At 71.5% G+C, this 21,128-nt stretch carries 14 protein-coding genes; 7 read left to right on the forward strand and 7 right to left on the reverse strand.

Features of this window, described 5'->3' with window-relative positions; genetic code table 11:
- Positions 1-3,357: an FtsX-like permease family protein gene (locus ACQYWQ_RS30190; protein ID WP_431038985.1), complete on the reverse strand. Its 3,357-nt coding sequence runs from the start codon at positions 3,355-3,357 to the stop codon at positions 1-3.
- A gap of 281 nt (positions 3,358-3,638) precedes the next feature.
- Between ACQYWQ_RS30190 and ACQYWQ_RS30195 the strand changes: the two genes are divergently transcribed.
- Complete coding sequence (locus tag ACQYWQ_RS30195) at positions 3,639-4,364, forward strand: ABC transporter ATP-binding protein (protein ID WP_431038986.1); 726 nt, start codon at positions 3,639-3,641, stop codon at positions 4,362-4,364.
- A gap of 83 nt (positions 4,365-4,447) precedes the next feature.
- Here ACQYWQ_RS30195 and ACQYWQ_RS30200 read toward each other — a convergent pair whose 3' ends face one another.
- The 3 genes from ACQYWQ_RS30200 to ACQYWQ_RS30210 form a co-directional block, all read right to left on the reverse strand.
- Complete coding sequence (locus tag ACQYWQ_RS30200; RefSeq protein ID WP_431038987.1) at positions 4,448-6,637, reverse strand: discoidin domain-containing protein; 2,190 nt, start codon at positions 6,635-6,637, stop codon at positions 4,448-4,450.
- A gap of 480 nt (positions 6,638-7,117) precedes the next feature.
- Positions 7,118-8,863 carry a discoidin domain-containing protein gene (locus ACQYWQ_RS30205; RefSeq protein WP_431038988.1) on the reverse strand — a complete coding sequence of 582 codons (1,746 nt, stop codon included), beginning with the start codon at positions 8,861-8,863 and terminating at the stop codon, positions 7,118-7,120.
- A 192-nt stretch (positions 8,864-9,055) separates the two neighbouring features.
- Positions 9,056-10,132 carry a DUF1996 domain-containing protein gene (locus ACQYWQ_RS30210; protein WP_431039409.1) on the reverse strand — a complete coding sequence of 359 codons (1,077 nt, stop codon included), beginning with the start codon at positions 10,130-10,132 and terminating at the stop codon, positions 9,056-9,058.
- Positions 10,133-10,499: 367 nt separating this feature from the next.
- Here ACQYWQ_RS30210 and ACQYWQ_RS30215 point away from each other — a divergent pair, with 367 nt between their 5' ends.
- Together ACQYWQ_RS30215 and katG are read left to right on the forward strand one after the other, a co-directional pair.
- Complete coding sequence (locus tag ACQYWQ_RS30215; protein ID WP_431038989.1) at positions 10,500-11,558, forward strand: LacI family DNA-binding transcriptional regulator; 1,059 nt, start codon at positions 10,500-10,502, stop codon at positions 11,556-11,558.
- A gap of 290 nt (positions 11,559-11,848) precedes the next feature.
- Entirely contained in the window at positions 11,849-14,065 is a 2,217-nt protein-coding gene (katG, locus tag ACQYWQ_RS30220; RefSeq protein WP_431038990.1) for a catalase/peroxidase HPI, read from the forward strand.
- 55 nt (positions 14,066-14,120) lie between these two features.
- Here the strand turns inward: katG and ACQYWQ_RS30225 are convergent, their stop codons facing one another.
- Together ACQYWQ_RS30225 and ACQYWQ_RS30230 are read right to left on the reverse strand one after the other, a co-directional pair.
- Positions 14,121-14,627 (reverse strand): DUF4232 domain-containing protein, encoded by a 507-nt coding sequence (locus ACQYWQ_RS30225; RefSeq protein WP_431038991.1) that lies wholly within the window; start codon positions 14,625-14,627, stop codon positions 14,121-14,123.
- 139 nt (positions 14,628-14,766) lie between these two features.
- The gene (locus ACQYWQ_RS30230; RefSeq protein WP_431038992.1) at positions 14,767-15,651 is read right to left on the reverse strand and encodes a LysR family transcriptional regulator; all 885 of its coding nucleotides are present in this window, start codon (positions 15,649-15,651) and stop codon (positions 14,767-14,769) included.
- Positions 15,652-15,748: 97 nt separating this feature from the next.
- Between ACQYWQ_RS30230 and ACQYWQ_RS30235 the strand changes: the two genes are divergently transcribed.
- On the forward strand, positions 15,749-16,066 hold the full coding sequence (locus ACQYWQ_RS30235) for a hypothetical protein (protein ID WP_431038993.1): 318 nt from the start codon (positions 15,749-15,751) through the stop codon (positions 16,064-16,066).
- A 141-nt stretch (positions 16,067-16,207) separates the two neighbouring features.
- Entirely contained in the window at positions 16,208-16,612 is a 405-nt protein-coding gene (locus ACQYWQ_RS30240; protein ID WP_431038994.1) for a cupin domain-containing protein, read from the forward strand.
- Positions 16,613-16,929: 317 nt separating this feature from the next.
- On the opposite strand, the gene ACQYWQ_RS30245 is transcribed toward ACQYWQ_RS30240, so the two are convergent.
- Positions 16,930-19,872, reverse strand: coding sequence for an acid phosphatase (locus ACQYWQ_RS30245; RefSeq protein ID WP_431038995.1), 2,943 nt, complete (start codon positions 19,870-19,872; stop codon positions 16,930-16,932).
- A 411-nt stretch (positions 19,873-20,283) separates the two neighbouring features.
- Here ACQYWQ_RS30245 and ACQYWQ_RS30250 point away from each other — a divergent pair, with 411 nt between their 5' ends.
- Together ACQYWQ_RS30250 and ACQYWQ_RS30255 are read left to right on the forward strand one after the other, a co-directional pair.
- Complete coding sequence (locus ACQYWQ_RS30250; protein ID WP_431038996.1) at positions 20,284-20,520, forward strand: hypothetical protein; 237 nt, start codon at positions 20,284-20,286, stop codon at positions 20,518-20,520.
- A complete protein-coding gene (locus ACQYWQ_RS30255) occupies positions 20,520-20,957 on the forward strand; it encodes a lysostaphin resistance A-like protein (RefSeq protein WP_431039410.1) in 438 nt (145 codons plus the stop codon). The genes ACQYWQ_RS30250 and ACQYWQ_RS30255 overlap by 1 nt, the downstream gene beginning before the upstream one ends.
- The last annotated feature ends 171 nt before the right edge of the window (positions 20,958-21,128 follow it).

Raw genomic sequence — 21,128 nt, forward strand, 5'->3', positions numbered from 1 at the left:
TCAGTCCTCCAGCCGGCGGAGCGCATCCGCGATCCGGGTACGGCGCGTCGACAACAGCGCGACCGCGAGCAGGGGCAGTGCGGCGATCCCCGCGAGCAGCGGCAGCGCCCGCCCCCACGGCAGGTCCACGAGCACCCCGGGCACCGGCCGCGCCGCGCGCGCGGTCAGCACCGTCAACGGCACCAGCCACCTGCTCAGCACGACCCCCAGCACGACACCCGCACCCAGCCCCACCCCCACGAGCAGCACCTGCTCCCAGAAGGCCAGCCGGGCCAGCCTCCGCCCCGGGAGCCCGAGCGCGCGCAACACCGCGTGCTCCGAGCGCCGCTCCCGCAGCGAGCCCATCGCCCCCGCCGTGAACCCGACAGCGGCGATCGCCGCGGCCGCCAGCGCGGCGGCGAACAACGCCGTACGGGGCGCCGCGCCCAGCGGGTCACCGACCAGGGTCTCCCGCACCTCGTCCCGTACGAGGACATCGGCGGGGTCACTGCCGGGACGGTCCCGCAACCGCGCGGCCACCGCCGCCGCGCGCCCCCGCGCCGTACTGAGCCACCACTCCGTCGGCGGGAGCGGCGTCGCTCCCGCCCCCGCGAGCACCGCGTTCAGCGTCGGCAGATCCACGAGCAGGGCGACGTCGGCTTCGTCCCCGCCCGAACCCTCCTCCTGCGCCTCCGCGCCGGAGGAGGAATCCGCCCCGGAAGCCGCGGCGGCGTCCGCGGCCCCTGCCGTCGTGGCCGCCTCGTCCCCGGTCGTCGGCACGTGCGCGACCGTGCCGACGACCCGGACCCGCACCTCGGTACCGTTCACGGGCACCGTCAGCGTCTGACCCCGCTTCGCGTGCGCCGCCGTCAAGAACGCCTCCGAAGCGAGCGCGGGCACCGCGGCGGGAGCCTTGCCGGTGCCCGCCCACACCTCCAGATCGACGCCCGTCCCCGCGGCCGACGCCCACGAGGACCCACCCGGCGCGGCGAGGTGCGCCGTCACCGACAGCGGCCTGTCCGCGGCCGCCTCGGGACGCAACGGCACCGCACGCCCGGGCGTCAGCTCCACCACCGGCGTACTCGTGCCCTGCCACCGCAAGCCATCGGGCACCGCAACGGTCCGTCCCGCACCGGCGCCCGTACCCGTCAGCGCCCCGACCCGCTCGACGCTCAGCCGCACCCGCGCGTCGAGACCGGGCGGCAGCTCCCCTGACACCCGCAAGCCGCTCAGCCACAGCCTGCCGCGCGGCACGTCCCGTCCCTCGGGCACCAGGTCCACCGACTGCGTACGCACCGCGCCACCACCACCGAGCCGCCCCGCCGACAGCACGTACGGCTGCCCCTGCGCATCCCTGACCGTCACCGTGAGCGCCGGAGCGAAGCCCTTGGGCGCCTTGCCCGTACGGCTGTCCTCCCACCGCACCCGCAGCGCGAGCCGCCGCGTCCCCGCGGGCAGCGCCAGCCCCGCCCGCGCCTCGTCCCCGGCGACGCGCAGGCCCTTCACCGCGCCCTCGCCCGGCGCGATGTCCGCACGGAACAGCAAGTTGTCCGGCGCGTGCGCGGTGTCCAGCGCCAGCACCGTCGCCCCACCCCCCTGCGGCAGATCCACCGACGCCCGGTTCGCCGGCGCGACCGCCCGCACCCCCGGCACAGCCCCGTACGTCCCCGCGTCACCCGCGAGCCCCGACGTCGGATCGACGACCCGCACCCCGGTACCCGCCCGGAAATCCGCCTGATCGTCCTGCGCCCCGCTCCACGAAGCGCTCTGCGCGACCGTCAGGAGCGTCATCGCGACCGCGAGGACCAGCAACAGCACAGGGCCCGCGCCCCGCTGCGGACGACGGCTGAACTGCCAGGCCACGAGCGCACCCGGCAGCCCCCTGCCCCGCGCGGCGAGACGCTCGGCGAGCCGCGCGGCGAGCGGCACCACCCGCAGCACGAGCACCGTGCCCGCGAGCAGCGCGAGCGCCGGAGCCACCACGAGCAACCAGTCCGGTCCCGCCCCGCCGCCTTCCCGCGGCCCCTGCCTCGTGAGCTGCCACAACGCGAGCCCCGCCGCGACGAGCAGGCCCAGATCCGCGCCCGCGCGCAAGAACCCCGGCAACGCCCCCGCCCGGCCCCGCCCCGCCCCGCTCCCTGCCGCGAGCGCGCCCGTCAGGACCAGCCCGCACACCACGGCGAAACCCACCGACACCAGCCACACCAGCGGCGTCGCCCCGTACGCGAGCCGCAGCCCGCTGTCCGCGAGCGAGGACCGCTCCACGAGCAACCGCGCCAAAGGCCCCGCGAGCAACGGCGCCACCACGAGCCCCGGCACGGCGACCGCCAGCGCCTCCGCGCCCGCGAGCCCCACCACCCGCGCCCGCGAAGCCCCCCGGTGCCGCAACAGCCCCGTGTGCCCCGCCCGCTCCGTCGACAGCAACTGCGCGACCAGGACCAGCGCGCACAGCGCCAGCAGCACGAGCTGGACAGCGACGATCAGCAGCGTCGAACGGTAGACCCCGAGCGTCGTCGCGAAACGGTCGAGCAGCGCCGGTACCCCGTCGCGCACCTGCGCGTTCCCGCCGAGCGCCGCCGCACCGCGCAGCCGCTCGGCTCCCGCGACCGAAGCCCGCCGCAGAGCGCCGGCGTCCCCGGTCCGCACCCCCCGCGTGTCCGCGACGGCCACCCAGGACGACGTCCCCGCGGCGAGCCGCCCCGAGGCCACCGCCCGCGCACTCACCGCGAGCGGCCCGTACGTCGTGAACGAGACGGTGCGCGCCCCGCGCCCGCGCAGCGGATCGGCCTGCCAGTACGGGTCCGTGGTGTCCGCCGGGCGGTACACGCCCGTCACCCGCACCGCGAGCCTCTTCCCCCCGGCCCTGTCGGTCACATCGAACACGGAGCCGGGCTTGAGGTCCCACTGCCGCGCGACGCGCTGCGGCAACGCCACAGGGAGTGGCCCCGACGCCGCGGCACCGTGCGGCAGCGTCCCCGCCACCACCCGCACCCGCGAGGCGTCGAGCGCGGCGAACTGCGTCAGGTCCGGCTTGCCGCCCGGCGCAGGGCGCCCACCGAGCCCGGCGGGCAGCGCGTACGTACCCGACTGCGTGAAGGCCCGCACCGTCACGGGGAGCCCGTCGAAACTCGCTGCCGCCTCACGGCGCACCACCCGGTCCGCGGCCTTCTCCTGACCGGCGGGTACCTCGGCGCTCACCACGAGCGCCGCTCCCGCACCCCCCTGATCGCCGAGCGCGTGCCGCAGCGCCCCGTCACCGACCGACTGGGCGAAGAGCGCGAGCGTCGCGAGGAGCGTCGTCGCGAGCAGGACCACGACGAGCGAGGCGCCCATGAGGACCCGGTGCGCGCGCAGGCGCAGCAGAACGAAGAGCGTCAACCTTTTCCCGCCCCCGGGGTGCAAAGAGAAAAATGGCCACCGAACGGGGACCGCGACCCGCAAACTATCCGGTCACGTCACCCCCGATGAAGAGCCTCAGGGTAAAGCTTCACGCTATTGTGACCGCCGCGCTCTTCCCCTCGCCGCCGCCCCGCATACCGCCCCACCCCCGAAAAGCCCGCTGCTACCATCGCCCCGCCCGGCGTGCGACACCGCCGCCCGCACCTCACCAGCGCCCGCACACCATCGCCACGCGCGCACCACCGCCGCAGGGGGACACCATGCCGGAGAACGACACCACCACCCCCACCACGCCGATGGTCCGCGTCGAGAACCTCCACCGCTCCTACGGCAGCGGCGAGAACGCCGTCCACGCCCTGCGCGGCGTCAGCTTCGACCTCCCGCGCGGCGAACTCATCGCTCTGCGCGGCCGCTCGGGCTCCGGCAAGACGACCCTCCTCAACCTCGTCGGCGGGCTCGACACCCCCGGCTCGGGCCGCATCGTCGTCGATGACACCGACCTCTCCGCCCTCGACGAGAACGGCCTGCTCGCGCTGCGCCGCGAACGCGTCGGCTTCGTCTTCCAGACCTTCGGCCTCGTCCCGATCCTCTCCGCCGCCGAGAACATCGAGGTCCCCCTGCGCCTGCGCAAGGTCTCCCGCGCCGCGCGCGAGGAACGCGTCTCGATGCTCCTCTCCCTGGTCGGCCTCGGCGACCACGCCAACCAGCGCCCCGGCGAACTCTCCGGCGGCCAGCGCCAGCGCGTCTCCATCGCCCGCGCCCTCGCCAACCGCCCCGCCCTCCTCATCGCCGACGAACCCACCGGACAACTCGACGCCGACACCGGCCTCGCCGTCATGGAACTCCTGCGCGCCGTCGTCCGCAGCGAACACGTCACCGCCCTCGTCGCGACCCACGACACCCAGCTCCTCGCCCTCGCCGACCGCGTCCTCCACCTCGCCGACGGCCTCACCAGCTGGCAGGACGACACCGTCCCCGCCGCCTGACCCCACCCCGGGCGCACGCCGAAGCGGCCGGCCCCGAAGGACCGGCCGCCTCACTCACTCACCACTTCTCGGCCACACGGCTCCTACGGGAACGACGTGACCGTCGACGGCACCGTCGATGTCCCGCTCGTCGCCCCGCCCGTGTTGTTGATGACGTGGTTGTACTGGCCCATCCCGCCGAGCGAGACCACCAGCAGGTCGTGGAACTTCACGCCCGGCTTCACCGGGGCCTGGAAGCCGTGATCCTGCTTGATGCCCGGATCGGCGGTGTAGTTGCAGTAGCTGCCGAGTCCCCAGCCCTCGTGCGTCGTCACCGAGTCCGCGACCTTGTACGCCGCGTACCCCTGGATCGAACCGTTCTGGATCGCGGCCTGGTTCGGCGCGTCGTACGCCTTCTCGTTCTGGAAGAAGATCGTCCGCCCGCGCTCACCGTTCCACTGCACGTCGTACTTGTTGAAGTGCTCGACGAACAGACCCGTCGCGAGGACGTCGTCGCCGTTGACGGTCAGGCCGTAGTCGGCGCGGTTGGTCTCCCAGCCCACGCCGGCCCCGTGGTCGGCACGCCAGATCCACGTGTGGTCGATGATCGTGTCGTCACTGTTGACCACGAACGCCGTCGTGACCTTGCCGGGACCCGCGCCACCGACCCGCGCGAAGACGTCCTGGACCGAGGTCGGGTTCGCCGCGTGGTCCACGTGCGAGCCCGCCGTGCCGACCTCCAGGAGCGAGGGCGAGTTGACCGCGCCCGCGTCGAGCAGCAGGCCAGCGAGCTTGACCCCGTCCACGTCGGCGACCTTCAGCGCCGTGACCCCGTTGTCGGGGATCAGCGTCGCGTAGCCGAGACCGAGGACCACGGTGTTCGCCCGGTTGACGTTCACCGTCTTGTCCAGGTGGTAGATGCCCGGCGTGAACAGCAGGTTGAGCCCCTGGTCGAGCGCCTGGTTCAGGGTGTCCGCCGACACGCCCGGCTTCGCCACGTAGAACTGGCTCAGCGGCACCGACTGCCCCTGCGGCGTGCCGTTCCAGGACACCCCGCGCGCGTTCTCCCGCTTCGCCGGGACGAACACCTTGTAGTCGTTCCCGTCGAGGTAGAGGAACGGCTTCTCGCGCGAGACCGGAGTGTTGTTCAGCGTCGTGTACGGCGGGTCGGGGAAGGACTGCGCAGGCGCGCCCTCCACCCCGGAGAACACCATGTTCCACACGGCGTTGGTCCAGCCGCCGACCGTGCTGTCCCGCGTGTACCACTGCTGCTGCGAGTACGGGCCGACCGCGCCGTCGATCTTGCTGTCCGCGATGTACCCGCCGCTCGCCCAGCCGTAGCCGGCCGGCGCCAGATTCAGCCCGCCCTTGATGTGCATCCGGCGGAACGGAGCGGCCTGCGCGACGGCCCAGCGGTCGTCCCCGCTCACCGGCGTGAGCGCCAGGTTCTCCGCCGAGCGCCAGAAGTTCTGCGTCGCGTTGCCGTTGAACCAGCCCGCGTCGACCGTCACGTCACCGTTGAAGCTCGTGTCGTCCGGCTTGAGGCCGAGCCCCGAGATCGACGTGTAGAACCCGAGCTGCACGTTCAGGTTGTTGTACGTGCCCGGCTTGAACAGCAACTGGTAGCGCCCGTCGCCGAACTGCGCCGACTCCTGCTGCTGGAAGATCGAGTCCACCTGCCCCTGGATGTTCGGGGTCGAGGGGTCGAAGACCTTCACGTTCGGGCCGAGGTCACCGCCCCCGGTGATCGGGCCACCCGGGTTCGAACCGCCCCCCGTCGTGCCGTACACCTGGAACTCCCACAGCGAGTAGCCGTACTGCGTGGCCCGCTCGGTCCCGTAGACCCGCACGTAGCGCGCGTCACCGCTGATGTCCAGCGTCTCGGTGCCGCCGTTGCCGCTCGTCGTCGAGTACTTCGATGTCCAGTTCTGGTTGTCGGAGGAGAACTCCACGCGGTACGCCTTCGCGTACGCCGTCTCCCAGCGCAGCACGACCTGGCTCACCGAGGCCGTCTCGCCGAGGTCCACGGTGATCCATTGCGGATCGGATGCCGCGCTCGACCAGCGCGTGCCGTTGTCACCGTCCACGGCGTCGGTCGCCGGGGTGCCGTAGTTCTCCTCGCTGGAGGCGGTGACGTTCTTGTTCTGCGAGAGCAGCACGGGCGCCGCGTGCGCCGCCGTCGCCGGCACGAGGGCCAGCAGGGCGGCCGCGAGGGCCAGTACGACGACTCCCACGAGGGTTCTTCGAGGTGGTCGGGCGCCGCGAACGGCTCCCGGACTCAGGGACACAGCCATGTCGGTCTCCTGGGCATGAGTCACCGCGGGCACACGGGTGCCGACGCGGTGGTGCACAAACAGTGCGGGTGGGAAGTGAGCGCGAAGTTCGGCGCTCTTCGGAGATCGTTCTCCCACCCCCTGGATAGCGTCAAGAGTTGTGCACAAGGTCCCTTCACTTGGGCGTTACAGCACCTGCACCGACCGGTCGAAAAAGCCTGGATAACACTTTCTCCGCGCGGACTTGGGGAGATTTTCCAGCCAGAGACACCTTCAGGAGGTGGCGAAAAACGTTCGCTCGCCGACTGCTTGTGACCAAGAAGTGAAGGAACGTACCGCGAACGCGCAAGGCGGGTGCGGTCAGCCGTCCTCCGGCCCACCACACCCGCCCACGCACCGGACGGCAGCGGGGAGACCCGCCCGGCGCCGCGCCACCGCCTCAGCGGCGCGGTTCACGCACCGGTACGCGGCCACCGGGCCCCGTACCGCGACAAGAGGCCCTCAGTCCCCGTACACCCCGAACTCGTGCAGCGAGTACCCGTACCCCGTCCCGCGCTCCGTTCCGTTCACCCGCACGTAGCGGGCCGTCGCGCTCACGTCGAAGTCGTCGATCCCGCCGTTGCCCGCGGTCTCCTCGTGCACGGTCCGCCAGTCGCTCCCGTCGTCCGAGACCTGGATCGTGTACGCCTTCGCGTACGCCGACTCCCAGTCCAGCTGCACGTGCCGGAACGCCGTCGGCGCGCCCAGGTCGACCTGGAGCCACTGCGGGTCGCTCCAGTCGCTCGCCCAGCGGCTGGCCGCGTCACCGTCGACCGCCTTGTCGGGCCCGCACGGGCAGCCGCCCGTCGGGTCCGACTGGAACGAAGAGGCCGTCGCCGCCTTGCCGAGCGCGAGATTCGTCCCGCCCACCGGCGGCGCCACGACCTTGAGCGACGTCGTGCCGACGCCCACGTTCCCCTTGCCGTCCTTGACCTTCACGTACAGCTTCCACACGCCCGTGCGGTCCGGCGCGGTCACCTTCAGCTTCCCGCCGCCGAGATCCTCCGCGTCGACGGTCGTGAGCGCGGAGGCGTCGTCGATGTACTTCGACCCCACCTGTACCTCGTAGCTCAGCGCGTCACCGTCCGGGTCGCTCGCCGGCACCGACACGGTCAGCGGCTTGCCCGCGGCGACCGCCGAGGTCCCGCCCTCGACCTGGAGCGCGTCCACCTTCGGCGGCTTGTTGTCGTCCGCCGTCGACTTCCCGTACGCCTCCTTCACCGCGTAGTACGAGGGCCGCTTGTCCCCGGCGGGCAACAGGTTGAACCAGATCCCGCCGAAGTCGTACTCCGTCCCGTAGTGGAACATCGTCGCCCCGAGCGCGACCCCCTCGTGGTCCGTGATGCACTGCCAGGCCCGCGTGTAGCCCGCGGCCTTCGCCGCGTCGTCCGGCTCGTCGGGCACCCCGTTCGCGTCGTCCGGCACCTCCCACTCACCGGCGGGACCGGTCTCGGTGATGATGTACGGCTTGTCGTAACCGCCCTGTTCCCAGGTGTCCTTGACCCCGCAGACGTCCTGGTAGGCGTTGACCGCGTACAGGTCGAGCGCCGGGGTGTTCTTCTTGTAGTACGGCCAGGCACCCGTCCACGCGTCCGTCGACGTGACGGGGTGGTTCGGGTCGACGGCCTTGATCTTCACGGCCAGCTCGTTGACGAACGACGTGTACGCGTCCCGCTGCGCCTCCAGTGCGTCACCGCTGTAGCAGTTCTGGAGCCCGAGCACCGACTCGTTGCCGACGTCCCACATCAGCACGCCGGGGTTGTCCTTGTAGGTGTCCACCCACTTCGGGAACTCGGCCAGCATGTCGTTCTTGTACGTCGTATCGGTCAGGTAGTCGACGCAGCCGCCGCTGCCGGGGCCACCGCCCGGCTGGAGCCAGAAACCGGCCACGACCCGGATGCCGTTCGCCGCCGCCGCGTCGAAGAGCGGCTTGCTGCTGGCGTCCGTGCCCCAGGTCCTGATGGTGTTGACCCCCATCGAGGCCACGTCGGGCAGGTACTGCGGGGCATCGGTGGGCGAGGGGCCCCAGGTGAGGCCCTTGACGGTGTACGGCTGCCCGTTGACGGTCAGCTGCCAGTTCCCCTGGGAACCGGTGACCTTGACGACGTCACCGGCCGCGTGGGCGGCGGGGGCGGGCAGGGCGAAAGCCGCGCCGGCGAGGGCGGCGGCCACCGCGAGCGGAGCGCGGGTGCGGGTGATTCTGCGCATGGGAGAGGAGGCTCCTTCCGGAGTCCGTGGGTGGGGGAGTGGGGGGAAGTGAAGGGAGGAAAGGGGAAGGGGGAGACGGGACTTGCTGGTGCCTACCGGCCGAGGACGGCGCGTGACGCACCGGTTCGGCGGTTCGGTGCCGGGGTGGCCCCCCCCGTGAACGTGCGCCACCCCGGCGCCGCGCTACCGGATTCAGCTCGGCAACTCGTAGTTCTCGTCGAGCGCCGCGCCTTCCTCCGGATGCGTCTCGTCGTAGCCCCGCGGGTCGCACTGGAGGCCACCGACGATGCAGTGGTCGACCATCGCGGCGAGCGTCGCGTCGTCCCACGCGTTGAAGAAGTCGTAGTGGAACGTGTGCGCCGCGCCGCTGGCGAGCCGCAGATCGGACGTGTCACCGTTGACCGGCCACGCCATCTTGAACTCGATCATCGGCAGCGCCACCGGGTGGTCGGCCGGGCACACGTTGTCGTTCGTGCCCGTCTTCACCACCGGATAGGCCATGTGGCTCGTGTGGTCGGGCGTGTCCAGGTACTTCCCGTCCCAGCAACTGGGGGCCTGGAAGCGGATGTTGAGCTGGACATCCTGACCGGTGGGGCACGAGGCGGGGAACTCGGTGTTGAAGTAGCTCTCCCCGCACTCCCAGCCCTCGACGAAGCCCTTGTGGTTGCGGAATTCCTCCGCGCTCTGCATCGGGCTGCCGACCAGGAAGCGCAGGCCCTTCGGGAAGGGCCGCACGCTGGTGTAGTCGGTGACGCCCGACTTGTAGTAGATGGTCTGGACGTCCACCGGGAGGATCTTCGTGTCGCCCTTGTAGAGCGAGGGCATCCAGTACCCGGACTTGTCGCCCGGGGCCACGCAGGTGGTGCCCTCCGCGGCGTCCATCGACGAGGTCGTGGAGTTGCCGTCCGTGGAGACGTTCCCCATGAACGTGTGGTCGTGCGAGGCGCCCGGCTGACCGGGGAAGACGATCGGGTCGTCCGGCGCGGTGTGCGTCACCGAGCAGTGCGCCTGGAACTCGTGGAAGTAGCGGTGCGGGGGGTTGGCCTGTGAGGGCTCGGCGCTGACCGGCGGGTCGGCGGGGATGTAGCCGTCGCCGTCGGGGTCGTCACCGAAGGCCCGGGGAGCGGCCTGCGCGTGATTCATCCCGGCGTGCGACGAGGTGGAGGCGGCGGCCTGCGAGCTGGGGGCCGAAGCGGAGGACTGGTCACCGGCGTACGCCTGCGGAAGCACCAGCCCCACCGTCGCGGCGAGCAGTCCCGCCGTGACCATGAGTCCCGACCCGTAGGCCGATCTGCGGAAACGCGATCTCCTCGACATGCGGAGACCTCCTGTTGTCCGTGGGGGTGTGGAGGAGGAGCGCCCTCACCCGCCCCCGTCCCGCCCCGTCGTCAGGGGCCGGGCGGAACGGGGTGACGGATGTGAGAGAGCGCTCTCCCAACGGGAGTGTTCCGCTGTCGTCGAAGGCATGTCAAGAGAAGATGAACGTCATGTTTCCGTGATGCCATCGTCGCTCCAGCCGTCCGCCCACGAGGAGTTGACGGCATTCCGGGCCTCGCCGAGCCGGCTGAGCAGCGTTTTGGCGTGGGTTCGGGCGAAGGGAGGGGAGAGCGCTCTCCCAGGGGTTACGCTGCTTCCCATGAGCAGAGAGCCGCAGACCCGCGGCCGGGCCGCGACCCTGGAGGACGTCGCCCGCGTCGCCGGGGTGTCCCGGGCCACCGTCTCGCGCGTCGTCAACGGCGTGCGCAATGTCGACCCCGGCATCCAGAGCGCGGTCCGCGAGGCGATCACCGCCACGGGCTACACGCCCAACCGCGCCGCCCGCTCCCTCGTCACCCGCAAGGCGGGAACCGTCGCCCTCGTCGTCTCCGGCGCGGGCGTCGAGGGCGAGGACACGGACCCGGGATTCGCCGCCCGCGTCTTCGCCGACCCCTTCTTCGGCCGCGCGGTGAGCGGCATCATCGGCTACCTGCGGCCGCACTCGCTCCACCCCGTCCTCCTCTTCGCCGAGACCGAGGCGGCCCGCGCCGAGGCGATCGCGTACCTGCGCCAGGGCAGCGCCGACGGCGCCCTCGTCGTCACCACGCACCCCGCCGACCCGCTCCCCGCCCGCATCGCCGACACCGGCGTCCCCGCGGTCCTCTTCGCCCGCCCCGCGCTGCCCGTCCCGCTCAGCTACGTCGACCTCGCCCACCGTGACGGCGCGGCACTCGCCGCCGCCCACCTCCTGGCACGCGGACGGCGCGCCATCGCGACCATCACCGGGCCCCTCGACGTCCTCGCGGGGCAGGAGCGCTTCACCGGATTCCGCGAGGCGATGGCCCGCCAGGGACGCGCCTGGGTCCCGTACGCCGAGGGCGGCTTCACCTTCGCCAGCGGTGAGACCGCGATGCGCCGCCTCCTGGACGAACACCCCGATCTCGACGGTGTCTTCGCCGCCAACGACCTCATGGCGCAGGGCGCCTGCCAGGTCCTGCGCGAACGCGGCAGACGCGTCCCCGCCGACGTCTCCGTCGTCGGCTTCGACGACAGCACCGCCGCCGTCACCGCCAACCCGCCCCTCACCACGATCCGCCAGCCCGTCGAGGAGATGGCCGCGGAGATGGCGCGCCTCCTGCACACCCAGATCGAGACCGGCGCCACGGAGCCCGTCGCGGTGGTCTTCGACCCGGAACTCGTGATCCGCGCCTCGTCCTGACCGCGGGCCCGCCGGCCTCCCCGCAGAGGCCGTACGGACCGCGCCACCGGCCCGCCCCGGCGCCCGGCCCCTGCCGCGCGCCCCTGCCGTCGTTTCGCCGTCGTTTCGCCCCCGGACCTGTCATGCACCGGGTAGGTTTTTTCTTGACTTGGACAAAGTCCATCGTAGGATCGGCTCCGGTACGAGCCGGAGGCGACACGGAGGCCCAGGACAGGACACCCACCACACCTCTGCCCCCGCGCGCACTCCCGCACGTACCCAAGGAACCGCACAGGTCCGGAAGGATGTCCATGACCGAGAACCACGACGCCATCGTCACCGACCCGAAGACAGAGGAGTCCGGCGGCTGCCCCGTTGCGCACACCGCCCGCGCACCCCATCCGACCCAGGGCGGCGGCAACCGGCAGTGGTGGCCGGAACGGCTCAACCTGAAGATCCTGGCGAAGAACCCCCCGGTCGCCAACCCGCTCGGCGAGGACTTCGACTACGCCGCCGCGTTCCAGTCCCTCGACCTCCCCGCCGTCAAGCGCGACATAGAAGAGGTCCTCACCACCTCGCAGGACTGGTGGCCCGCCGACTTCGGCCACTACGGCCCCCTCATCATCCGCATGGCCTGGCACAGCGCCGGTACGTACCGCATCAGCGACGGCCGCGGCGGCGCGGGCGCCGGCCAGCAGCGCTTCGCCCCCCTCAACAGCTGGCCCGACAACGCCAACCTCGACAAGGCCCGCCGCCTGCTGTGGCCCGTCAAGAAGAAGTACGGTCAAAGCCTCTCCTGGGCCGACCTCCTCATCCTCGCGGGGAACGTCGCCCTCGAATCGATGGGCTTCGAGACCTTCGGCTACGCCGGCGGCCGCGAAGACGTCTGGGAGCCCGAGGACGACGTCTACTGGGGCCCCGAGACCACGTGGCTCGGCGACGAGCGCTACACCGGCGACCGCCGGCTCGAAGAGCCCCTCGGCGCCGTCCAGATGGGCCTCATCTATGTCAACCCCGAAGGCCCCAACGGCAACCCGGACCCGCTCGCGGCGGCCCGCGACATCCGCGAGACCTTCCGCCGCATGGCGATGAACGACGAGGAGACCGTCGCACTCATCGCGGGCGGCCACACCTTCGGCAAGACCCACGGCGCGGGCGACGCCGACCTCGTCGGCGACGACCCCGAAGCCGCCCCGCTGGAGCAGCAGGGCCTCGGCTGGCGCAGCACCTTCCGCAGCGGCAAGGGCGCCGACGCCATCACCTCCGGCCTCGAAGTCACCTGGACCAGCACCCCCACCCAGTGGGGCAACGGCTTCTTCGACAATCTCTTCGGCTACGAGTGGGAACTGACGAAGAGCCCCGCGGGCGCCCACCAGTGGAAGCCGAAGAACGGAGCGGGCGAAGGCACCGTGCCCGACGCCCACGACCCGGCGAAGAAGATCGCGCCGAACATGCTCACCACCGACCTCGCCCTGCGCTTCGACCCGGTCTACGAGCCGATCGCCCGCCGCTTCCACGAGGACCCGGCCGCGTTCGCCGACGCCTTCGCCCGCGCCTGGTACAAGCTCACCCACCGCGACATGGGCCCCAAGTCCCTCTACCTCGGCCCCGAGGTGCCCGCCGAGACCCTCCTGTGGCAGGACCCGCTGCCCACCGCAGAGGGCACCCCGCTCACCGCGGCCGACATCGCGACCCTCAAGGAGAAGGTCCTCGCCTCCGGGCTCTCCGTCTCCGACCTCGTCTTCACCGCCTGGGCCTCCGCGTCGAGCTTCCGCGGCAGCGACAAGCGCGGCGGCGCCAACGGCGCCCGCATCCGCCTCGCCCCGCAGCGCGAGTGGGAGGCCAACGACCCCGAGCGCCTCGCGACCGTCCTGACAGGACTGGAGGCGATCCAGCGCGACTTCGCCGCGACCGGCGGCCACGTCTCGCTCGCCGACCTCATCGTCCTGGCCGGTACTGCGGCGGTCGAGAAGGCCGCGGCCGACGGCGGCCACGCCGTCGAGGTCCCCTTCACCCCTGGCCGCGTCGACGCGACCGAGGAACACACCGACGCCGAGTCCTTCGCCGCCCTGGAGCCCGCCGCCGACGGCTTCCGCAACTACACCGGCAAGGCGGCCCGGCTCCCCGCCGAGTACCTCCTCGTGGACCGCGCCAACCTCCTGACGCTCTCCGCACCCGAGATGACGGTCCTCGTCGGCGGCCTGCGCGTCCTCGGCGCGAACACCGGCGGCTCCACCGCCGGCGTCCTCACCGACCGCCCGGGAGTCCTGACGAACGACTTCTTCGTCAACCTCCTGGACGCCTCCTGGCGCGCCGCCGCCGACGGCAGCGGCACCTACGAGGCCACCAACGCCGACGGCGAAGTCGTCTGGACCGGCACCCGCGCCGACCTCGTCTTCGGCTCCAACTCGGAGCTGCGCGCCCTCGCCGAGGTCTACGCGAGCGACGACGCGGCCGACAAGTTCACCGCGGACTTCGCGGCGGCCTGGTCCAAGGTCATGGACCTCGACCGCTTCGACGTCGCCTGATCCCACCACGCACGCGAGGCCCCCCCGGGGGAGCACCCCGGGGGGGCCTCGCGCGTCACCCTGCCCGAACGGGCCCGACCACTGTCCCCCGCGCCACTTTCAGGCTCCCGTCCGCGACCGAGGTCCCCGGGATCTCCCCACCCGGAGCCCGGAGCGTGAACCCGACCTCGTCGGCCGCCACCTGACGCGCGTCCGTCGGCACCTGGATGTCGAAGTGCACCGGGCGACCGTACTCCAGCACCACCTTGCGCCCCTGCTCCCCGTACCGCCCGGCACGGAGCCCACTGTCCTTCCCGTCATGCGAGAACCGCACGTCGACGGGCGAACCCGCGAGGGTGCACGAGGCGTACCCGCGCGGCGCGGTGAGCGTCACCCGGTAGTGGTGGTGCCCCGCGCTGTGCGGCCCCTCGGTGATCTTCGCGAGGTGGTTGGCGGGCCGGCAGGCGGACGGCCGCGGCGCCGCGCCCTGAGCGGCAGCTGCGGGCAGCGCCGCGACGAGCCCGGAGGCAGCGACCCCGACAGCCAGAGCGACGGCGGTCCTGCGCGGACGCATGAGTCCCATGAGCGTTCTCGGTTCTGTGGAGCGTGTACGAACAGCCCGATCCCTGCCCCTCCCCGCCGGCCCCCATGTTCCTTCCGGCCCCGACCACACGTCCGGCGGAAATCACGCGACCGGAGTTGACCACCTCCCCGGGCCGGGCTCACTCCTCCTCCCCGCCCGCACGGTGCCGCGTCCCCGCCGCCTCCACGGCGGCCCGTACGAACGCCGCCACGAGCGGCCGACGATCCTGCTCCGCCCAGGCGATGACGAGCGCGCTGCGCGGCGCGTCGACCACCGGGAGACAGACAAGATCCGGGTGCGAGGGCTCGGCCAGGGAGCGCGGCAACAACGCGAGCGTGCGCCCCAGCCTGACCAACTGCGCCATCTCCGGTCCGTCCACGACCTCGGGGCCCGGCACGGCACCCTCCGGCGCCCCCGTCCAGCCCGCCCCCCGCCACCGCGGCAGGGTCTCACCCACAAGATCCTGAAGCGTCAGCCGCTCCCGCGAGGCGAGACGATGATTCCGGGGCAGCAGGGCGACGCGGTCCTCGACGAGCAAGGTCTCGTGATCGAGCCCCGCCGCATCGTCGAAGGGCAGGTACAGCAGAGCGACATCGGCCAGCCCGGTACGCACCCGCTCGGCACGGTCGGTCGCCCCGCCGAAGAGGATGTCGACCTGCTGCGCACCGTCCACACGCGCGTGCGCGGCCAGAATCCCTGACAGCAGATCGGCGTCCCCGCCGGGCTTCATCACCAGCCGCAACCGGGTCTCGCGCGCGGCGGCCCGGCGCGCCGCCCGCGCGGCAGCGGCGACCGCGTCCAGCGCGTGCCGTCCCTCCCGGCCCAGCGCCTCGCCCGCCGGAGTGAGCGCCACATGTCTGCTGGACCGATCGAACAGCCGCACCCCGAGCCGCCCCTCCAGTCGCCGCACCGCCTTCGACAACGCGGGCTGCGCGATCGCGAGCCGCTCCGCCGCCCGCCCGAAGTGCAACTCCTCGGCGACGGCGAGGAAGTACTCCAGCTCCCGCGTCTCCATCTCCGCCATAGCACCGACCTTAACCGACCCCTCCATTCCACGCAGGCATCGATCAAGAACGAAGGGGTCTTGGACGCTCGGGGAAAACTCCCCGTTCAATGGGGGCATGATGCACCACACGATGATCGTTTCCTTCGACTCCGCGATTCCCGACGACGACCTGAACGCCTATCTGAAGGAGCTGGAGACCGTGCTGCGGGAATCCGGCCTCGTCGAGACCTTCGCCGCCCGCCACCACGTCCCCGTCCCCGGCGACGAGCACAGCCCCGTCTTCGTCGCGAGCGCGGTCGTCCGCATCGGCTTCGCCGACACGGAGGCCCTCGCCGCGAGCTTCGCGGTGCCGGGCGTGGCCGAGCTGATCACCCGCTGGCAGTCCCGTCATCCGTACAAGGTCGTGTGGGTCAACCACGAGCCGCTGCCGTAATCCCGGCCCGCGCGCCCGTCGACCGGCCCCGCAGGCGTCACACGTAATGAGTAACCCTGCAAGAAGGTGACGTGGGGGAGGGTATGTGCTCCTACGGTGCACGGAAAGAGCACACACGCTCCTGCGAACAAGGGACGCCTCATGCTGGATCGCAGAACTGTCCTGACGGGTACGGGCGCGGCGATGGCCGCCCTCGTCACAACGGCCTCACCGGCCGCCGCGGCTGACGAGGTGACGCGCGTCCTCCTCCAGGAACACCCCTCACCGGCGGCAGGCTGGGACATCGCACAGACGCTCGTGGAAATCCCGTGCGGCGAGGCCTCGGGCCGTCACAGCCACCCGGGCGTGGAGGTCGGCTACCTGGTACGAGGCGAGGTCCGCATGGAATTCGACGACCACCGCCCACCCCTCCACCTGCGAACAGGCGACCCGTTCTTCATCACCACCGAAGTCATCCACAACGCCGTCAACACCGGCAAAGAGACAACGATGATGCTCTCCACCTACGTCGTGGAAAAGGGCAAGCCCCTGGTGACCACCTACTGAGCAGTTGTTGTCCCGCACCCGTGGGGGAGGTTTTCACTGGTCAGGCGGAAGTTCGCGTACAACCGCGCCAACAAGGTCTCCTGGACCTCGGCCGACTTCGCGGCGCCGCGTTGTCAAGAGACCCTGCCTTCACGCCCGCAGGCAGCCCTGGCGTTGGCCGCTCGGCCGGAGGTGTCCGGGCGGGCTGGGCGGCTGATGAGGCGTTCGGCCCGCCCGCCCCGGTCAGGATTCCGACCGGGGCGGGCATGAGCAGGGTTCCGACATAGCGGTTTTCTTCAGGGCCGCCCGCGCGACCAGGGCCGCTCGTCCTCCGCCGCTCATCCGTCTGTGGGCATGCCTTCCCGGTTGACGTGGACGCCGTTGACAGTGAGGGTCCCGTCCCGGTGCACGGCGACCATCGCGGTCATCGCCGCCGCGAGATTCAGCCGCTGCCAGCTGCCCGGGGCGCCGTCTTCGTCGAGGGCGTACCCGGACGGGAGCTGGGTCGCGGCCAGGACGGTACGGCGCTGCGCGGCGGACAGCTTCGGCAGGGCGGTGCGCAGGAGGTCCTCGGCACCCGCAGGCACGGCCGGGGGCTGATCCTCCGGCCCGATCCGAGGGAATCCGTAGGTCAGCCGCTGGGTGTAAACATCCACCGCCTCGCCCGTGGGCAGGTAGGGCCGATCGTGCGCGATGCACCGCGAGAGGCTGTCACCGGCCCCCGACTCGCGGCACTTCTGCGCGAGCACGGCCCGCAGTTCGTCCTGCGCCTGTTCCAGCAGAGTACGGAACCCGGGGTCGGACCAGCGGCCCTGCGCGGTCCGCTCCCCGACGATCCGGCCGCCCATGATGTCGGTCGGGTAGTGGAAGGCGAGCAGGATGCGGTGCTCTCCGTACTCGGAGGCGCGGGCCAGGATCTGCGGGGCCAGTTCGGGCAGCAGGGTGGCCAGTACGATGCCCTGTGCGTAGCCGTGGCTCGTGTGCCCGCTGGGAAAGGAGCCGTCCTTCGCCAGGCCGTCGTAGCCGCCCCGGCTGTCCCACGGCTTGATGAGGCCGTCCTCGTCGCCGAAGCCCATACGGACAAAGGGACGCTTGTACTGGTAGGTGTTCTTGGCCGTCTGGTACCAGTCCGCCGAGGAGTCCGGTGTGTGTTCGACGCGGCCGGACAACAACGCTTCGGTACGCGGCAGCTCGCCGTTCTTCAGCGCCTGCGAGTAGAGCGTTCCGAGCTGCGTTCCCAAGCCGTCGGCCATCGTTTGGTAGGGGCTGCTCCTGCCGTCGATCAGCGCCTCGTGCACTTCGGGGTCGCTGGCGTCGGCCGGCGCGTTGTTGATGTCGACGACCGTCCGGTCGTTCAGGGCGGTCAGCTCGTCGTAGGTCGTGCCTTTGGGCAGGGCCTGGTTCTCCCCCATGAGGGAGTGCGTGTCCCGCGCCTGGGTGAACGAGCGCAGCAGCCACGTGAAGTAGTCGCCGCCGTCGGGAGCGGCGGGCAGCCGATCGGAGTCGTGGACGCTACTGAGCTGGTCGTCGGTGAAGGGCAGCGAGCCCTGGGCCGGGGCCAGGGAGTCGAGGCGGAAGTAGGCGTCAGAGCTGGTGTGATCGCACTGGTGCACCTCCACGGCGAGCGTGTTGGTGCCCGCGCGCAAGGCCGAGGCCGGGACGACGAAGGCGGTGCGCAGGGGGTCGCCCTGCCCGGAGGTGCCCTCCGGGGTCTGGTACTGGAGGTTCTTCGAGATCGCCCCGTCGTTGCGTCCCGCTATGCGCCGCCCGTTGAGGTAGATCGTCACCGTGTCGTCGTGCACGACGCTGCCGACGAGCCCGCCGGTCGCGTCGATCATCGCCCGGTCCAGGGTGAAATCGGTACGGAAGAAGTACGCCTCGACGGTGTCGCCCGCGGAGCCGTCCTTGTACAGATTCAGTCGCGTACGCACGGGGAAGTCCGGGCCGAGGTCGGTGCCCTGGTTCTTGGCACCGAAGGGACCGGCGGCCGTCTTCCACGGGATGCCTCCCGGCGGGGAACCGGGCCGGGTCCAGGCAGTACGGTCCGCGTTCCCGGCCGCCGGATCGACGCCCGGCGCGTCGAGGTAGCTCCACGTGGTCGACGCGTCGAGAAGAGGCTTGCCGAGCTGGATGGCGTCGATCCAGCCCGAGATCCTCGCACCGGCCTTCGCCGCTGGATCGTCGTAGCGCAGCCTGACCTCGGTGATCCGCCTCCCGGCGAGACCGCCGAGATCGACGGACACCGTGCTCCACCCGTTTGGGGCCGCCGCCGGTTCGCGGCGCTGCCCGGTGCCGGGAGAAGTGAGGACGCGGGGATGACGTCCATGCGCATCGGTGTGGACGAGGTCGACGCTCACGTGAGCGGAGGCGGCGTCCTGCGGCCGGACCGCCCAGCTCAGCGTCGCGTCCTCGCCGAGGGGCACGTCGAGGCCGGACCGCAGTACCACCGAGGACTTCGCCGGACCCGACCTCGGCACCAGCCCCGCGTACCGCAGCGCGTACGAGCCGTCGGCGGCTCCGCCCGAGTCGGCGTTCTCGACCGAGACGCCCAGTGGCGAGGTCGCCGCGTCCGGGAGGCCGCGCAGGGTCCAGTCGGCGAGCTGGAGCTTGGTGCGGTCACCCGTCGCGCCCTCGCACCGCTCGGCGCAGGTGTCCGTCAGCCGCAGCTGGTAGTAGCGGTACTTGCGCGGAGCGTCCAGCGCGTAGAAGTTGCTCTGCCCGCGGGCTGCGAACCGCTGGCCCTTCTCGTCGTCGAGCGCGCTCCACGAACTGTCGTCGGCGTTCTCGGCGGCGGAAGCGCTATTGCTGCCCAGCAGAGTCCAGGCGGCGGGGTCACGGGGCGGGGCGTCGTTGGCAGAAGTCAGGGAGTACCCCGAGAGCGCCTGCGCCGACCCCAGGGCGTAGATCACGTGGACCGGCCGGTCGCCCGTCGGCCGGCCGCTGCCACTCGCGTACCACTTGGTCGAACTGTCCTGGTCGAAGAGACCGTTGACGTTCTCGTCGACACTGGTGGCGTTCGCGTGGTCCGAACGCGCCTTGGTCACGTGCGCGGTAGGACTCGCCGTCTCGCCCCGCAGGTTACGCGTCGTTCCCGCCGCCGGGAATCCGGCGGGCCGCGACGTGCCGGGCTCGTACGAGGCAGCCCAGTACCCGCCCGCCGGTGGCGGATCGTTCGACGGACCGCCGGCCGCGACGGCGAGCGGCTGCCCGCCCAACGGGACCAGCACCAGAGCGGCGATGACCGCCGCGAGTCCACGGCCGGGTCTCCCGAACACAGGCACGCACCCACTTCCTGGCCTCATGACCTCCCGGCGAGACGACGACAGCCTCGCTCGGACAACGTTGTCAGCAAGGTCGAGCGTGACGGTCGTCCACCAGAGGTGTCAATGCCCGCGTCACCGTATGTTCCCCTCCTGGCAACCGAGTTGCGGAGCAGAGCTATCAACACGACAGACTCATACGTCAGTTCACTCCGCCGTGCCACGAACAGAGCGGGGTGGTGCCGTCAGCCTGCCTCCGTGCGGACTGGGACCGCGACGGCCGAGGTGTGTCCGTGCGTTCGTCTGTCCCTCGTGAGAGCTACGCCCAACTGTCTCCCTTGTGGTGACGATCCGTGATCAAGGTTTCCCTACCGTTGCGTTCAGCCGCCGCGCCCCGCTCGTGGCCGGAACGGAACCGAACAGGGAGTCGTCGTGAAACTGGTGTGGCAGATCTTGGCCGTCGTGGTGATCAGCGCGATCGGCGGCCGGGCACTGACGGGGGTGCGGGACAACCCGTGGCTCGCGATCCCGCTGGGCGGTATAGCGGTCGTGCTCGCGGTCCTCGTCTACCGGTGGGTCGTGGGACGCGCGGAGCGACGCCTGGTCACCGAACTGGCCGGGCAGGGAGCGAGGGGGCGCTCCTGCGCGGACTGCTCATCGGTATCGTGATGTTCAGCTGCGTCATCGCGAACCTTTCCTTCCTCGGTGACTACGAGGTGCACGGCTACGGTTCGCTGAGCGGGGCCCTCGCGCTGCTCGGCTTCATGGCGGGCGCAGCCGTCACGGAGGAACTCATGTACCGCGGCCTGCTCTTCCGCCTCGTGGAACGAGGCCTCGGTACGTACCTCGCTCTGGCACTGTCCGGCGTGGTGTTCGCAGCGGCTCACCTGCTCAACGAGAATGCCACTTTGCTGGGTGCCTGTGCCATCGCTGTCGAGGCCGGTGGCATGCTCGCCGCCGCCTACGCGGCCACCCGCTCCCTGTGGCTGCCCATCGGCGTGCACTTCGGATGGAACTTCGCCGAGGCCGGTATCTTCGGCACCGAGGTGTCGGGCAGCGGCGACGCACACGGATGCTCAACGCCTCGACCTCGGGCACCGAACTGATCACCGGTGGCGAGTTCGGCCCCGAGGCCAGTCTCTCTACTCGGCCCCGAGGCCAGTCTCTACGCGGTGGTCTTCGGCGCACTGGTGATGCTCGCCTTCCTGTGGCTGGCGTACCGGCGCGGCACCATCGTCCCGATGAAGCGCGCCCACCGCGTCGACGCCCTCGCCGCA

The sequence above is a fragment of the Streptomyces sp. P6-2-1 genome, assembly GCF_050613165.1.
Taxonomy (GTDB): Bacteria; Actinomycetota; Actinomycetes; order Streptomycetales; family Streptomycetaceae; genus Streptomyces.

Excerpts from the sequence above, each read along its gene's own strand:
- ACQYWQ_RS30195 (WP_431038986.1), top strand. The coding sequence starts at position 3,639 with ATGCCGGAGAACGACACCACCACCCCCACCACGCCGATGGTCCGCGTC.
- ACQYWQ_RS30200 (WP_431038987.1), bottom strand. The coding sequence starts at position 6,637 with ATGGCTGTGTCCCTGAGTCCGGGAGCCGTTCGCGGCGCCCGACCACCT.
- ACQYWQ_RS30205 (WP_431038988.1), bottom strand. The coding sequence starts at position 8,863 with ATGCGCAGAATCACCCGCACCCGCGCTCCGCTCGCGGTGGCCGCCGCC.
- ACQYWQ_RS30210 (WP_431039409.1), bottom strand. The coding sequence starts at position 10,132 with ATGGTCACGGCGGGACTGCTCGCCGCGACGGTGGGGCTGGTGCTTCCG.
- ACQYWQ_RS30215 (WP_431038989.1), top strand. The coding sequence starts at position 10,500 with ATGAGCAGAGAGCCGCAGACCCGCGGCCGGGCCGCGACCCTGGAGGAC.
- katG (WP_431038990.1), top strand. The coding sequence starts at position 11,849 with ATGACCGAGAACCACGACGCCATCGTCACCGACCCGAAGACAGAGGAG.
- ACQYWQ_RS30225 (WP_431038991.1), bottom strand. The coding sequence starts at position 14,627 with ATGGGACTCATGCGTCCGCGCAGGACCGCCGTCGCTCTGGCTGTCGGG.
- ACQYWQ_RS30230 (WP_431038992.1), bottom strand. The coding sequence starts at position 15,651 with ATGGCGGAGATGGAGACGCGGGAGCTGGAGTACTTCCTCGCCGTCGCC.
- ACQYWQ_RS30235 (WP_431038993.1), top strand. The coding sequence starts at position 15,749 with ATGATGCACCACACGATGATCGTTTCCTTCGACTCCGCGATTCCCGAC.
- ACQYWQ_RS30240 (WP_431038994.1), top strand. The coding sequence starts at position 16,208 with ATGCTGGATCGCAGAACTGTCCTGACGGGTACGGGCGCGGCGATGGCC.
- ACQYWQ_RS30255 (WP_431039410.1), top strand. The coding sequence starts at position 20,520 with ATGTTCAGCTGCGTCATCGCGAACCTTTCCTTCCTCGGTGACTACGAG.